Origin of the sequence: Collimonas fungivorans Ter331, assembly GCF_000221045.1 — a bacterium.
In the GTDB taxonomy this organism is placed as follows: Bacteria; Pseudomonadota; Gammaproteobacteria; order Burkholderiales; family Burkholderiaceae_D; genus Collimonas; species Collimonas fungivorans_A.
Genome location: NC_015856.1, coordinates 4,171,999 through 4,187,369, shown reverse-complemented (window position 1 = coordinate 4,187,369; position 15,371 = coordinate 4,171,999). Strand labels below are relative to the sequence as shown.

Annotated in this window: 9 protein-coding genes and 2 pseudogenes; 6 read left to right on the top strand and 5 right to left on the bottom strand. The window is 60.5% G+C overall.

What is annotated here, in order from left to right; all coding sequences use genetic code 11:
- The first annotated feature begins 23 nt into the window (after positions 1-23).
- The 4 genes from CFU_RS18655 to CFU_RS18640 all read left to right on the top strand — a co-directional run bounded on the left by CFU_RS18655 (position 24) and on the right by CFU_RS18640 (position 6,277).
- Positions 24-3,632, top strand: a complete 3,609-nt coding sequence (locus CFU_RS18655) for a transporter substrate-binding domain-containing protein (protein WP_190275173.1) — start codon at positions 24-26, stop codon at positions 3,630-3,632.
- 209 nt (positions 3,633-3,841) lie between these two features.
- A complete protein-coding gene (locus CFU_RS23445; protein WP_014007561.1) occupies positions 3,842-4,306 on the top strand; it encodes a transposase in 465 nt (154 codons plus the stop codon).
- A complete protein-coding gene (locus CFU_RS18645) occupies positions 4,306-5,151 on the top strand; it encodes a hypothetical protein (protein ID WP_014007560.1) in 846 nt (281 codons plus the stop codon). The genes CFU_RS23445 and CFU_RS18645 overlap by 1 nt, the downstream gene beginning before the upstream one ends.
- A 208-nt stretch (positions 5,152-5,359) precedes the next feature.
- Complete coding sequence (locus CFU_RS18640; protein ID WP_014007559.1) at positions 5,360-6,277, top strand: glycosyltransferase family 2 protein; 918 nt, start codon at positions 5,360-5,362, stop codon at positions 6,275-6,277.
- 109 nt (positions 6,278-6,386) lie between these two features.
- Here the strand turns inward: CFU_RS18640 and CFU_RS24610 are convergent, their stop codons facing one another.
- The 3 genes and pseudogenes from CFU_RS24610 to CFU_RS25585 all read right to left on the bottom strand — a co-directional run.
- Positions 6,387-6,899: a hypothetical protein gene (locus CFU_RS24610; protein WP_148264883.1), complete on the bottom strand. Its 513-nt coding sequence runs from the start codon at positions 6,897-6,899 to the stop codon at positions 6,387-6,389.
- A gap of 11 nt (positions 6,900-6,910) precedes the next feature.
- Positions 6,911-8,974 carry a tetratricopeptide repeat protein gene (locus CFU_RS18630; protein WP_050808645.1) on the bottom strand — a complete coding sequence of 688 codons (2,064 nt, stop codon included), beginning with the start codon at positions 8,972-8,974 and terminating at the stop codon, positions 6,911-6,913.
- Positions 8,975-10,059: 1,085 nt separating this feature from the next.
- A pseudogene (locus tag CFU_RS25585) lies at positions 10,060-10,155 on the bottom strand (hypothetical protein); the annotation flags it as partial.
- 330 nt (positions 10,156-10,485) lie between these two features.
- Between CFU_RS25585 and CFU_RS18620 the strand changes: the two are divergent.
- Positions 10,486-10,761: pseudogene (locus CFU_RS18620) on the top strand (YceI family protein); the annotation flags it as partial.
- A gap of 169 nt (positions 10,762-10,930) precedes the next feature.
- On the opposite strand, the gene CFU_RS24015 reads toward CFU_RS18620, so the two are convergent.
- Both CFU_RS24015 and CFU_RS18615 read right to left on the bottom strand, forming a co-directional pair.
- Positions 10,931-11,470 carry an REP-associated tyrosine transposase gene (locus CFU_RS24015; RefSeq protein ID WP_148264882.1) on the bottom strand — a complete coding sequence of 180 codons (540 nt, stop codon included), beginning with the start codon at positions 11,468-11,470 and terminating at the stop codon, positions 10,931-10,933.
- Positions 11,471-11,764: 294 nt separating this feature from the next.
- A complete protein-coding gene (locus tag CFU_RS18615; RefSeq protein WP_081466503.1) occupies positions 11,765-14,119 on the bottom strand; it encodes an ESPR-type extended signal peptide-containing protein in 2,355 nt (784 codons plus the stop codon).
- Between the two features lie 625 nt (positions 14,120-14,744).
- Here CFU_RS18615 and CFU_RS18605 point away from each other — a divergent pair.
- The gene (locus tag CFU_RS18605; RefSeq protein ID WP_014007553.1) at positions 14,745-15,317 is read left to right on the top strand and encodes a fimbrial protein; all 573 of its coding nucleotides are present in this window, start codon (positions 14,745-14,747) and stop codon (positions 15,315-15,317) included.
- Positions 15,318-15,371: the final 54 nt, after the last annotated feature.

Below are 15,371 nucleotides of genomic sequence, written 5' to 3'. Positions count from 1 at the left end.
TGTTCCGGATTCTGCTCCTATCCGTGCTGTATTGCAGCGCGACAGCGGTGCTGGCGCTGGATACCGATCCGGCAGCCGAGCGCTTGCAAATCATCGAGCGGCCGCTTGAACAGAACCTGGTTTTCAATTTATCCGGAGACGACTGGCGCTGGCTCGGCAAAAAACGCGTGCTGCGGCTCGGCACGGTCGCCCCGGACCATCCGCCCTTCGATTTCAGCGACAGCCATCAGGATTTCGATGGCCTGACGGCAGACTATGTGGCGCTGCTGGCGAAGCAGATGGGGCTGATCGTCGAAGTCGTGCGCTACCCGACGCGCGAGGCCGCCAACATGGCGCTGGCCAAGGGTAATATCGACATCTTGGGCAACACCATCCAGAACGAGCTGGCCGGCCAGGATTTCGTCCTGTCGCGCCCGTATGCTGTCAACCGCACCGCGATCGTGCTGCCGATCGGCAAACATAAAATCGCCAGCAAGCCTGACGCCGCCCTGCGCATGGCAGTCGTGCCCGGCTACCTGTCCGAGCAGGAGCTGCACAATCTGTATCCGCTCGCCACCTTCAAGCCCTATCCCGACGTCCGCAGGGCGATTCTGGGCGTGCTTCATAACGAGGCCGACATTTTCCTGGGCGACGCCATCGGCGCCAGCTTCCTGATCCACAAGGGTTATTTCAGCGTGCTGCGGACGGATGGTTTTGCGCCGGTGAGCAACCGCGACGTCGGCTTCGCCGTACAGAAACAGAACACAGTCTTGCTGCGGGTGCTTGATACCTTGCTCAAGGCGATTCCGGAATCGCTGCACCGCAGCATGCTGCAGCGCTGGGGCGTGGGCCTGGATTTCCGGATCACCGCGACGCCGCTGGTCTTGACCGACGCCGAGCGCAAGTGGATCGCCCAGCATCCGAAAGTCCGGGTGGCGGTCAACGGCTTGTTCGCGCCGCTGACCTTCTACACCCAAAGCGGCCAGTTCGACGGCCTGGTGTCGGATTACCTGCGCCTGATCGAATTGCGTACCGGCCTTGACTTCGAGGTGGTGCGCATCGATTCGATTCCAGACATGATCAATGCGGTGCGTGAGGGCAAGGCGCACATGGTGGGCGCCTTGCTGATGAGTCCCGAGCGCCAGGCCGACCTGGCGTTTACGCAGCCCTTCCTGCTCAACAACCTGGTGCTGGTGGCGCGCAGCAGCGACACGGCGATCACCGATCTGGCTCAGATGAACGGCAAAAAACTGGCGATCCAGGGCGGCAATCCCATGGTGCCGCAGCTGCGCAAGCAGTATCCCGGCATCGAGCTGGTGCTGGTAGACCAGGCGATATCGGCATTTGAAAAACTGGCGCAAGGCCAGGTGGACGGCACCATCCAGACCCAGATCGCCACCAGTTATTTTATCGAGGGACCGTTCCGCGGCAAGCTGCGCATCGCGGCGCCGGTCGGCGAGGACATGGCGCGGCTGGCGATGGGCGTGCGGCGCAGCGAGCCGGAGCTGCGCGACATCCTCAACAAGGTGCTGCGCAGTATACCGCCCAACGACGCCATCATGCTGACCAACCGTTGGCGCGAGAAGAACGATGCCGCGCCAAGTTCCTGGAATACCTACCGCTGGGAGATCTACCAGATCGGCGCCGGCGCGCTGCTGCTGATCCTGGCCAGCCTGTTCTGGATCGCCTACCTGCGCCGCCAGATCGCCAAACGCAAACTGGCCGAGCGGGCGCTGGGCGACCAGCTCGCCTTCATGCGCGCCATGATCGACGACACGCCGCACCCGATCTATGTGCGCGACCTCAATGCCCGCCTGATCGAATGCAACCGCAGCTACCTGGAAGCCATGGGCGGCGAGCGCAGCGAGGTGATCGGCAAGCTGTTGCCGGAATCGACCGTGTTCCCGCCGGAAACGGCGCAGGAATTCCATGCCATGTACCTGCGGACCATGCAGGATGGCATACCGGTGTTCGCCGACCGCGACATGACCTTCGGCGAGCGCCATCTCAGGATCTATCACTGGACCTTGCCGTTCAAGGATACCCGGGGCAAGCCGGCCGGCCTGATCGGCGGCTGGATCGACATCTCCGAACGCGAACAGCTGATCGGCGCGCTGCAGCTGGCCAAGGAAGAAGCGGATGAAGCCAGCCGCGCCAAATCGACTTTCCTGGCCACCATGAGCCACGAAATACGGACCCCGATGAACGCCATCATCGGCATGCTGGAGCTGGTGCTCAAGCGCGGCGAGAACGGCTTGTGGGACCGGCCTTCGATCAAGGTCGCCTACGATTCCGCCAAGACCCTGCTGGGCCTGATCGGCGACATCCTCGACATCGCCAAGATCGAATCCGGCAAGCTGGAGCTGGTGCCGGAACGCGCCAACCTGCGCGAGCTGGTGGAAGCCGTGGCGCGTGTGTTCGACGGCCTGGCGCGGCAAAAGGGCTTGACCCTGCGCACTTTCATCGACGCCAATGCCGGCGTCGAGGTGCTGGTCGACCCGATGCGCTTCAAGCAGATCTTGTCCAACCTGGTCAGCAACGCCATCAAGTTCACGCAGGAAGGCGAGGTCACCATCCGCCTCGATGTGCAGGAGGAAAAGGACGGCCGCCTGGCGCTGCAGCTGCAGGTCAGCGATACCGGCTCCGGCATCGCGCAGGATGAACAGGCCAAGCTGTTCGCGCCGTTTGTCCAGGCTAGCGCTACGCGTCCGCGTTCGGCCGAAAACGGCACCGGCCTCGGGCTGGCCATCAGCCGCCGGCTGGCGCAGATGATGGGCGGCGACATCGCGCTGCAGAGCGAGCTGGGAGTGGGGACGCAGATCCTGGTCAAGTTTACCGTGGCCACTGTCGAGCCGCTCGACACGCCGCAGCTGCAAGCGACGACGGTAGCGCCCAAGCTGGGCCGCCTGCGCGTACTGGTGGCTGACGACAATGTCGCCAACCGCCTGGTGCTGTGCCAGCAGTTGCAATACCTCGGGCATGACGTCGAATCGGCGGAAGACGGCCGGGAAGCGCTGCAGATCTGGCGTGCCGGCAGCTTCGATCTGGTCATGACGGATTGCAACATGCCAGTGATGAGCGGCTACCAGCTGGCGCGTGAAATCCGCAATGAAACTGAGACACCGCGCTGCGTGATCTGGGGTTATACCGCCAATGCCCAGCCGGAGGAAATCCAGCGCTGCAAGGCGGCCGGCATGGACGATTGCCTGTTCAAGCCGATCGGACTCGATGATCTGCAGAGGCGGCTGACGGTCGGCCTGCCGCACAATGTCGTCGACGCCAAGCCCAAGCCGGCCGATTCGCTGTTCGACGCCAGTTCGCTGGAAGCCATGACGGGCGGCAATTTCACCCTGGTCTCCAGGCTGGCGAAGGAGCTGATCAATTCCAACCGCAACGACAGCCTGCTGCTGATACAGCGCGTCACCGCCGCCGACTGGCTGGCGGCAGGCGATGTCGCCCATTCCATCAAGGGCGCTTCGACCATTGTCGGCGCCCAGGTGCTGTCGGAAGCTGCGGCAGAGCTGGAGAGCTTGTGCCGCGACGGCGCCGCCGACGGCGACCTGCGCCAGGCGGCATCGGTGGTGCTGGCTGAAATCACGCACCTGGAACAGTCGCTGGAAAGCTGGCTGCTGGAAGAGGCGGGCGAAACCTGAGCGCACCGCGTGGGCAGAAAACCTTGCCCACCCTACGAGCAACTTGTAGGGTGGGCACCTGTGCCCACGCGGATGTGCCGCGGCAATGATAGGCATAGGCGCCAGCGTTTTTATAGGATTTTTCCTACAATAATTGACGCCAAATCCGCTATCTGCCCACTGCAAAGTACCTCATCATTACACTGGTCTACAAAGAAAAACATGACCTCATGATGAACGACACACCTGAATACGAGATGAAGCTCAGCGATGCACAATGGCAGATGCTGGAGCCGTTGCTGATCGGCCGCGCCGGCGACCCCGGCGTCAGCGCCAAGGACAACCGCAGGTTTATCGAAGCCTTGTTGTGGGTAGTATTGAATCACGCTCCGTGGTCCAAGCTGCCGCCCGAGTTCGGCCGCTCGAGCACGGCTTACATGCGCTTCCGGCGCTGGAACGAATGCGATTTCTGGCGCCAGCTGGCTGGCAGCAAGGTCGGCGACGCCGGACTGCAAGCCATGCTGGACACCATCGTCAGTTATGGCGATTTGTATACCAGTCGCCTCGAACAGCGTCTCAGCCGCAAGGCCAAGAAAGCTTCATACCGGGCGATGACTGGCACCGCCGCCGTTCCGGCGCGGGCGCCGACGGTGGACGAGTCGACCTCGCACTGGGTCGGTTTGCTCAGTTCCTGATGACGTCGCCACCAACCCTGTTCGGCGCCGCCAGACGCCATCTCAGGCTGCTGCTGGCATGGGCCGTCCTGGGCACACTGATGGCCGTCGGCATCGCCTTCCTGATTCCGAAACAATGGCCCGCCACCATGCTGTTCCAGGTCGGCCAGATCGGCTCCGCCGGCAGCTTGCTGACGGATCCGAACAATGTCGTCCAACGCATCAAGTTCCCGGGTTTTATCGACCAGGTGCTGCAGGCAGAGCAACTGCCGCTGGAAGCGTCGCTCGATGCACGCAGCGCAATGATCAGGAAAACACTGGCGGCCAGCATCGCCAAAGGCGGCAACCTGCTGGAGATGCGTGTCCTGGGCCGCTCGCCGGAAGAGGCGAAGGAGAATCTCCTGGCTGCATTCCAGGTGCTGCAGGCCGAGCATGAAAAGCTGTTGAAACCGACCGTCACCAAGCTGGAAAAGAACCTTGCCGACGCCAAGGCCGCGCTGCAGAAAATGGAAGATGAGCGCAGCGCCATCCTGGAGCCGATAAAAAAATTCAACCGCGACGGCACTATAGAACGGAAATTTTCCGAAAGCATCCTGCTGGCGTCCATGCTGAAATCGAGCGAATCGGAAATCCGCGTGTTCCGCGAACAGATCAATAACCTCGACGAACAGCTCAGCCCTTACCGCACCTTCAACACCAAGGCAGTCGCCCCGGCGTATGTGCCGCAGCATGCGGTCTATCCTAAAAAGAGTATCGCGGCGGTGATCGGATTCTTCCTTGGGCTGCTTCTTTCCGGCCTATACGTGCTGGCGAGAGACAAGGAACTGCGCAGCACGATTGCCAAGACATTCCAGGAACAAACCTGAACCATTGCATTTGGCAAACCTGGCGTTACACTGAAATAGTCATCTGGGGTCAGAGTCAACTTTCGCGGCGCTTTATCGCGAAACTTGACTCTGACCCCACATGACGGATTCGGAGAAAGATAAGGCGCATCACGCGCTTTGTTCTTTAACGATGGATATTGACTCGCTTAATGAATTTTTTCCACAATCGCCACTAACCTGACCTGCTATGCCACAAGTTTCCATCATCATGCCCGTCTACAACGGAGCGAAATACATTGAAGAAAGCATTTCTTCCGTGCTTGCGCAATCGTTCACGGACTTCGAACTGATCGTGGTGGACGATGCCTCGACCGACACTTCGAAAGAGCAGATCCTGGCGATCAAGGATGGACGCTTGCGCTACCTGGCGCATGCAGAAAATCGTGGTACAGCCGCAGCGACTTGCACCGGGTTGGAGGCGTCGGCAAGCAAATTCATCGCCTTGCTCGACCAGGACGATATCGCGCTGCCGCAGCGGCTTGAAAAGCAGGTGCGTTTCCTGAACGGACAACCTCGCATTACGATTGCCGGCGGCCAGATGATATGTTTTGGGGCTGCCGACGTCGAAGCCAAAGTGCCACTGGATGATGCCGGCATCAAGGCCAGGCTGCTGTCAGGCGCAGGCAATATGTACAACCCGACAGTGATGATGCGGCGCGATTTTCTGGTACGGCACGGCATCAGGTGGCAAGCCGCCGACAAGAGCGCCTTTGATTGGGGATTTTTCGTCGAAGCGGCGAAACTGGGTGCAAGATTTGCCAACCTGCCGGATACGCTGATTCACTACAGGATCCATGAAGGGCAGCAGTCCAGGGACCAGGGCAGTCTCCGCACCACCTTGGCGGCGATACGGTTACGCCTCATGGCGCCGCTGTTCCCACAGTTGAGCGCAGATGAGCGCGTTCTGCTGGAGCCGCTGCTGCAATGGGCCATGCCGCCAGATTTGGCAAGCGCCGAGGTGCAGGCAGGTTTGGCCTTGATCCCTAAAGCGCAATCCCTTAAAAAAAGCGTACTGGGGGAGGACCGTGCGGTAGTGCATCATTTCCTGAACGCCTGTGAGCAAAGATGGAGCAAGGCTCTAGCGGCTTTGCCGCAGTCAAGTTGAGGTAGGGTGGGCAGATTTCTGCCCACGCTGAATGCCTCCTCGACGTTGCACGCGGGCACGGATGCCTACACTACCAATCCTCGTAAATAAAAGTGTCGTTGCGCAGACGTCAGGACAGCAAGTTGAATTTTGTCGGAACCAGCGCCCGGGTTTTCCTGAATGTCGATAAATATTCCTCATCGCCGCTCGCGCAATACAATTGCTTGAGTAAATCGCAGGTTTGAAGCAAGCGGCGTGTGCGCTGATCATTGCTGAATATCCTGGTGAAGATGCCGCCATGTACGCCGAAGTCCATTGTTGCGACTTCAAGATCATTCTGCGCAAGCACCAGCGTGGCAATCCTTTCCTGTATGAATGTCTTCATCGGCGCTTCATGTGCTGCCGAGCCGTAGATAGTGTTCGCCCCGATTTTTTTATCCAATACGCCGGCTTGGCGACGATGTAATTGGAAAATACCGGCGAGTGTGAATGTGCCGCCAGGGCTTTCAGACCCACATGACGGATTCGGAGAAAGAAAGGATGCGTGACGCAGTTTTTTTCTTTTAACGTTGAAGCATGTACTTCTTGGCCCGCTAAGTGGGGTCAGAGTGAAGTTTCTGCAAAAAGCGCGCAGAAAGTTCACTCCGACCCCAGTTAGCTGCGTTTGTTTAGCGCATCGTTTGTTGTCACGACGCCGCGTTGGCCGCGCGCACGTTGGGCCAGCATTGCTCGGAACAGGTTTTCCAGGTCGGTGGAAAAAATTTCTGGATTAAACAGTTTGGAAGCCTGCAAGGCATTTTCCAGAGTGCTGCGGCATTCCTGCAAGCGCAGGGGATCGCTGGCCAGCGCGATGGCCAGGTCAACATAGCTGCGCCGGTCGGCTGCAATCAATCCGTCCATCCCCAGGTTATGCAACAGGCTCGCGGCCATGCGGCTGACAAAGGTGCTGCCCGCCGCCGTCACCAGCGGCACGCCGGCGCGCAAGGCGTCGCTGGCGGTGGTGCCGGAGTTGTAGGGCATGGTGTCCAGCGCCAGGTCGGCCAGCGCCAGGCGCGACTGATGCTGCGCCAGCGGGCGCCGCGCCGCAAACACCAGGCGCTCGGGCGCCACGCCGCGCTGCTGCGCTTCGCGGCGCAGGTTGCTGCATGCTGCAGCGTTCATCGGCGCCAGCCATAACACGCTGTGCGGCACGGCGTTCAAGATCTGGCACCAGTCGTCCCACAGGCTTGGTGTGAGCTTGAAGCACTGGTTGAAACTGCAGAAGACAAAAGCATCGTTGGGCAATCCTTCCGACTGCCTGTCGGGCGGCGCTGCGATGGGCGCCAGCGTCTGGTTGGGCTGGTAGCAGTGCGGCATGAGCGCCAGCGATTCGCTGAAATCATCCGCATGTTCCGGCGGCGTGGCGACGGCGTCGCCGATCACATAGTCGGCCAGGCGCGGCTCGCCCAATGAACCGATATAACCCAGCCAGGATGCGATCACCGCCGCCGGCCGCCTTGCGGTGATGCCGAGGCGGGCGAAGGTAGTGTATCCGGTCAGATCGACCAGGACGTCGATGCCGTCGTCCCTGATGCGATGGGCGGCGTCGCTGTCCGAGATGCCGCTGACATCGATGAAATGCTCGGCCGCCTGCCGGAGGGCCTTGCGCTGTGCATCTTCCACCACGGGGCCATAGGCATACAGGAAAACTTCGAAGTTTTCACGGTCATGGTGGGCTATGACGTCAGTGATCAGATGCGTCACCGGATGGTTGCGAAAATCGGCGGACAGGTAGCCCAGCCTGATGCGCCGTCCTGCGTAGGGCGAGACTGCGGATACCAGGGGGGGCTCGGCCAGTTCGCGCGTCAGGTGCGAGCGCGCGAAGCGGCGCCCTGCTTCGCGCTGCGAGGTTGCGGAAAATTCCGGCCAGGCCAGCATGTGAAGAGGGCCGAACGCCTCGTCGTCGCCGGCTGACATGCGTTGCACCAGGTCGGCCGGTTGCGGACCGTTCTGGTCGGACCAGTCGGCCAGTTGCCGGCGCCGCGAAATGACGTTCGCCATCAACCTGATGCTCTCGGGGTGCTGCCGCAGGGCTTCTTGATAATACGGTAGCGCCAGCTCAGGCTGCGATCCAGCCTCCTGGAACGCCGCCATATTGGTCAGCGCCGGGACAAAATGCGGCTCCAGTTCCAGCGCCTTGCGGTAATGGCGTTCGGCGTTTTCCCGGTCTTCCAGCTGCACATAGGTCAAGCCAAGATTGGTATGCGCGCGCGTATAGTCCGGACGGATCTGCAAGGCGCGCTGATAGCAGTCCACCGCCTCCTGGAAGCGCAGCGGATCATGGCCGTGCCTTAAGATATTGCCGAGATTGTTCCAGGCTTGCGCCTGCGCGGGATTCATCGTGAGCGTTTTACGGTAGGCCGCTTCGGCTTCCTGCGATTTGTGCTGTGCGCCGAGGGTGAGCGCCAGATTGAAGTAAGCTTCCGAGTTGCCATTTTTCTTGACCGCTTCGCGCAGCGATATCTCCGCTGCCGCCAGATCGTCCTGCAGGTACTGGATCACGCCGACCAGCAAGATCACCCGGCCCGCCATCAGCGGCCGCGCCAGCAGGCGCTGGCAATCCTTGAGGGCACTGTCGTAATTGCCCTGCTGGTAGCTTTGCAGCGCACGGTTGTAAAGATTTTCGTCCGCCTGCTGGTGGGGAGAAAGCTTTTTTACTTGAGCGTGTCGATGTTTCATCAGGCAATCTCCACTCGCAGGCTGCCGGCAGCGAATGCATCGACCAGGAAAAACGGCAGGTGGAGACTCCATTGTCCATTGCGCACGACGGCCGTGTAAGCCAGCGCCTGCGACAGTCCTTGCCGCCACAGCAGCAGCGGCTGTAGTGCGCCGTCGGCCAGCGTGCTGGCGCCGCCAATCTGCTGGTAGCTGGTGTTGCTGCCGACATGGAATTTATCAGTGTTCCAGCGGATCGGCTGGTGCGGGGGAAACGGCCGGGCGTCGTGGAAATCGAACAGTTCATCGTGGCACAGCAGCGACTGGCGTACTGTGGGCCACAGGGCTTCGCGCAGAAAATACTGATCGACAAAGCGCGCCGGCCCTTGGTAGCTGGCGATGTATTGCTGTATCAGCGGCGCGATTGCCGGAAACACGCCATTGCTGCCGCCCCACATGCCGGCCAGCAGCAGTTCGGTATGGGTGAAGTAATCGCGCATGTGGTGGAACCAGCATCCGCTGTCCAGCCACTCTTGCACCGCAGCGGGTTCGCGCTCGGACAGCAGGGAATCGGCGTCGCGCACCAGGAAGTGCCGCACCGAGGGATCGTCCATCACCAGGAAGCGCCACATTACCGGCGGCATGCCGGGGCCGAAGCCCATTGGCATTACCTGTGCGCCGGCCTGCTGCAGCCGCTGCTGCACGTGCTGCGGCACGCTGTCGTCGAGGTAGATGCGGCAGCTCCAGCCGGGGAACAGCTCGCTGGCGGCCTGGATGTTGACTACCGCGCTCTCGCAATAACGCGGATTGGCGCCGTACAGACTGTAGGCAATGACATTTTGCTGCGGCAGGGAAGGATCGAACGCCGGCGGTTTGCCTGGCGGCAGCGGCCATTGATGGCCCTGGCTGAATCGGGCGTCGGCCTCGGTCAATGAACGCTTGCCGTAGGTACGCAACTCGTCGCTTTTTCCTAGCCAGCCGCAGACTTCCGCCAGGCCGTCGAGCCAGGTAGCTGACGCCTGCTGCCGCTGTGCGGCAGGGGCGTCGTGGATCTGCATGTAGACCTGGTAGGCCTGCTGGTAGGCGCCGGTGCGCATCAGGCACAGCGCATAATCGCCGAGCACCGTCATGTTGCCCGGCACGATGGCCAGCGCTTGCTCCGCCAGGCTGCGGCCGGCGGCGTGGTCGCCATTGGCCAACGCCATGCGGAAATCGGCCGCCAGCTTTTGCAGGCGTGCTTGCATCTGTGCCGGCTGCGGATTGCCGCGCCGGGCCGGTATTCTGTTCTTTGCCATGTGTCTTCTTTCTGCGGATTGCTCCTCCGTGAAAACCAGCATGCGGTCGCTGCGAGTTCACCTATCTGTTGCGTGCGAGGAGAGGTTTTGCGTCCGGTCGGGAAGCCACATTGCCGGCGCATTGAGTCAAGCCGTCATTATGAAGAAAGAATCGGGTGAAACTGACAAAGAAACGATGATAGGGATTTTTCCTACAGGCTTTTAAGCCATCTCCTGCTTCAGGTACTGTTTCATTCACTGTTCCCCGGCGCCGTGTACCAAGGCAAATCGATCCGCTTCAACGGCGAACAGCCGGCCGAGGTCATCGGCACTTTCACCCTGCATGGTGTCACCAAGCCGCTCAACCTCAAGATCGACGCCTGCGCCATGGATCCCATGCTCAAGCGCGAAGTCTGCGGCGCCAACGCCACCGCCGAATTCAACCGTGCCGATTTCGGCGTCGATTACGGCAAGTCGGAAGGTTTCAGCATGCTGACCAAGTTGCAGATCCAGGTCGAAGGCGTGAAGGCCGATTGATGTTGGGTGGGTACTCATGCCCAAGCGGAACCGCGCGTCCCGTATTCAAGGTAGGGTGGGCACCCCGTGCCCACGCGGAACCACGCGTCAGGTATCCAATTCAGCGTGGGCAGAAAAACCTGCCCACCCTACGGCCAATATGCACACGCCGGCGATGCGGAACCGGTATTCACTCGCATCCCATGTCGAAATCGGCATCGCCAGCCCAATCCGCGGCAAGCAAACCTTGCCGAAGATAACGATGAAACGTTGAGTACGGCCAGTCAACGGCGCGTTGCACATGGCCGTGCTTGACCGGATTCATGTGGAGATAGTCAACATGGCGAGCAAAATCAGTGTCATCGCGAATTTGATGCTCCCAGAACCGCCTCTGCCAGATAGTCGATTCTCTATGTGATGATTTTGTGGGTTCAAGCCATTTAGATCGACGATACACATTGCGGCAGGCTCTTGATACTGTTCGTTTAATCATGCCCCATCGAGTCGAGAAATCGGCATCGCCGGCTGGCAGAGCCCTGATGCAATGCAAATGGTCCGGCAGCAATACCCAGGCATCGATCTTGAATGGACGTTTTGCCCTGACCATTGCGACGCTTTCGCGCAGGGCAGAGCGCAATGTTTCATCGCACAAGATCGGTTGCCTGCGGTAACTCACTACGGTAAAAAAGAAGGTGCTTCCAGCAGCTTGTGAGCGACGGTAACGGGACATGGTTTCAGTGGATTGGTGGATGGCCGCAGCAGCGTGGGCAGAAAAACCTGCCCACCCTATGTCCAATATACGCGGGCCGGCTGTTGTAGGGTGGGCACCTGTGCCCACGCAGTTCCTGACTGTACTGCAATTACCTTCAGAATCGATCCGTCATTTCTCATTTTAAGAAATGGATGAAGATCGGTGATCCAAATAAAAAAAGCCTTCCCCAGAAACTGAGGAAGGCCAAACGGAGAGAGTAAATCTGAAACCATCGGTCCCTTTCCCATGATGGGAAAAGGACCGCGGCAGCTGTTACCAGGCGAACCCTGCGCCGGCGCCAAACGACACCGTGCCGCGTGTCGAAGCCGCGCCGCCGAAGCTCAAGGTACGGGTACCCTGGCCATACACACGCTGGTAACCCAGCGCCAGGGCCGACTGGCCGTTCTGGGCGCCGATGCCGACGCCGAGGCGGTTATTGCCCAGCAGGCCGGCGGTGCTCATCGCCATCTGCGCCTGGGCCGAGCTCATCGCGCCCATTTCGTCGACACGGGTGTCGAGGCGGTCGATTCGGTCGTTGACGCCGGCAATCGCGCCGTCCAGCTGACGCTTGTTGACGGCATCGGTAGGCGCGGTGCCGTCGGCGATGTTGGTCAGCTGACGCTCATTGCCGGCTGAGCCGAAGGAGACGCTGTTGTCGCGGTCGGCAACGGAGCCGGCGCCGATGGCCACCGAGTTGCTGCCGGTAGCCTTCGAATCAGCGCCGAGTGCGGTGCTGTCCTTGGCCGTGGCCGACGAGTTGGCGCCGACTGCGGTGCTGTTCTCGCCGGAAGCGACGGCGCCGCTGCCAATGGCCGACGAGTTTTTGCCCGAAGCGTCCGCGCCAACGCCGACTTGCGCGTTGCCAGCCGGATTGACGCCACCGCCACCGCCGCCGATCGTGCCGTCGGCGATGCCGGTTTCAATCGTGCCGACACGGTCATCGAGGTCATTGAGCTTGTCGCCTTGTTCGCCGACCACGCCGGTCAGGCCATCGAGCCTGTCGCCGATGATGCCGATCGCGGCATCGGCGTTGTCAATAATGTTTTGCAGCTGCGCATCCAGGTCTGCCTTCATGCTGAACAGCTGGCCGCCGTTGACGGCTTGCATGCTGCCGGCGCCGACCAGGCCGGCTGCCAGGTTGTTGATCAATGTACCGTTGACGCCGCCCAGGGCGACGGCCGATTTGTCGGCGTTGTAGACCACTGCGCCGTTAAGTCCCGCACCGAGGTCGGCCAGCGTGGTGTTGATGGCGGTGATATTGGTTTCGGCGATGCCGACCCGGCCGTCCAGTGCTGCAACGTTGTTGTTGGTGGTGGTCAACTGGCCGAAGGTGGCGGCGTCGCTGGCGGCGACGCCGTCGGCCACGCCGCTCAGCGTGCGCGCACCCCTGGTGCCGGCGAAGTTGACTTCGGTGCCGTCGGTATTGGCGCCCACGGTCAGCGCGACGTTGGCACCGGCTGCAGCTTGCTGCACTAGGCCGACAGTGCCGCTGCCGATCTGGTCGGCCAGGTCGTTGATGTTGGATTCAGCGGTGCCCATGCGTGTGGTCAGCGCGCTGATGTTGGTGGTGTTGGTGGTGATATTGCTGTTGGAAGTCGACAGCTGTGCGCCGTTGACAGCCTCGGTGCTACCGGCCGCCAGGCTGCCGGCCTGCACCCCGGTGAGGGTGCGCAGGCCGGCAGTGCCAGTGAAATCGACGCTTGTGCCGCCAGCCAGAGCACCGACTGTCAGGCCGGCACCTGCCACCTGCACCAAGCCGACGCCGCCGCTGTTGATTTGGCTGCTCAGAGTGCTAAGGGAAGTAGTGTTGATGGTCACATTGTTGTTGGTGGTCGCCAAGCCGGTGCTCAGATTGGCGATGCTGTTGGTGTTGTTGACGATGTTGCTTTGCGCGGTGCTCAGACCGGTCGCAGTGGTGGTCGACAGCGAAGTCAGCTGGCCGAAGTTGACCGCGTCGGTGGCGGCAGTGCCGGCGGCGAGGTTGGTGATCTGGCGCTGTGCCGTGGCCGTACCCACTGACACACTGTTGTCACGGTCGGCAACTGAACCGAAGCCAAGTGCCACTGACGAGTCGCCAGTGGCATGGCTGCCACGACCGAACGCTGCAGACGTAGCGCCGGAGGCAATGCTTAATGTACCGACAGCGACACTGCTATCCTCTGCGTTCGCACTATTGCCAAGCGCTACGGAGTTGACGCCTGCAATGGCAACTGGACCGATAGCTACAGATGCCTGCGAGGCCAACGAGTTGAGGCCGACGGCGACGCCAGTGCCAGTAGTTCCACTAGCACCGAGGGTAGTTCTTGCACCCGTGCCAATCGCTACAGAATTAGCATCCGATGCGGTACCTCCGCCAGCGGCGTAGCGTGCTCCAATGCCAGGCAGCGGGCTTTGGCTGACGTCGATCACACAAATACCGTCGCTGTTCTTGATGCCACTTGTGCCGTCGCTCAGGTCGCAGCTCTCACTGGCCATCGCCGAAACAGAGCCCAACGCCAGCACTGCAGCAACCACAGCATGGCGCACGGTACGGCTGGACTTGGTCTTGCCTTTGGACTTGGTGAGTTCAGAAACCGCTACATAAGTACCGCTGGCCGCTTGAAAAATGACACGAAACGATTGATTCATAAAACCTCCGATTGATAACAATGAATGGAACGAAAAAACTTTTGACGGACGGATTTTAGGTTTCAACGACGTGGATATCTGTCGGCGCAGTCCTGCCTATCTGTAGGAAAAATCTGTTAACTGGATGTTTGCCGGGAGGAGTGTAAGGAATTGTGAAAGGTGTAACAATTTTGCAATTGCCGATGTTTCTTCGTGATAGAAACCTGCGCTTGAGCGGCTCCCGAGACCATCCTCGCACCGCCGGAGTCGTAGGGTGGGCACTCCGTGCCCACGCGGACGCAGCCATCGTGCGGTACCGCGTGGGCAAAAAAATCTTGCCCACCCTACCAGCTGGAAACACCCTCGCCCACGGTGTTGCAGCCGATGCCGAATGCGAGGCTCTGGTTCTGATCCACGCCCGGGCTAGGGCGCTGTCGTGGCTTCTTGGGTACGTTGTCCGACGCTACCTAGCTTTCCGGTGTGTGGGGGGATACGAAACACTGCTTAAGTAAAAGCTTACAAAGAAATTATTTGAGGACTTTTCCTACACATCTATCATCTTTCCCCTCCATCTTTTTTCCTTCACAAAAAATAAAATTCCCTGGCTCCTAAACAGGAGATTTCTTTAACCCACCAGGAATACATCGTGAAAAAAAATGCATTAATCGTTGCCTTGCTGGCAGCAGCCGGCTTCATCGCAACCCCGGCTTTCGCCGTGGACGGCACCATCACCATCACCGGTGAAATCAAAGGCCTGACTTGCACCGTCAGCGGCGGCCCTGGCACCACGCCAGGCACCGGCGGTGATTTCTCTGTCGATTTGCTGCCTGTGCAAACAACGGCGCTGGCAGCTGCCGGCAACGTCGCTGCCGCCAAGCCTTTCTCCATCATGCTGGGCACTGGCCCTGGCGCTACCTGCCCGGACGGCACCCGTGCCGCGATCCTGTTCGACACGACCAGCGCAGCGATCAACCCGGCCACCGGCAACCTGGCAAACCTGGCTACTGGAACCCCTGCCACCAACGTTGAAGTGCAAATCCTCGACAGCAACGCTGCCAATGCGCCACTCAACCTGGCTACCGGCACTCCTTCAGCTGAAGTGACAGTGGCTGGCAACACTGCAGTGCTGCCATTCCAGGCCCAGTACATCGCCGTCGGCGGTGCATCTACCGTCGGCCTGGTGGACACCAACGTCCGTTACACCGTGGTTTTTCCTTAAATCAAACCGCTTCGGCCTCCGCTAAGCGGGGCCGTCTTCGTCCGGCCACGCTGG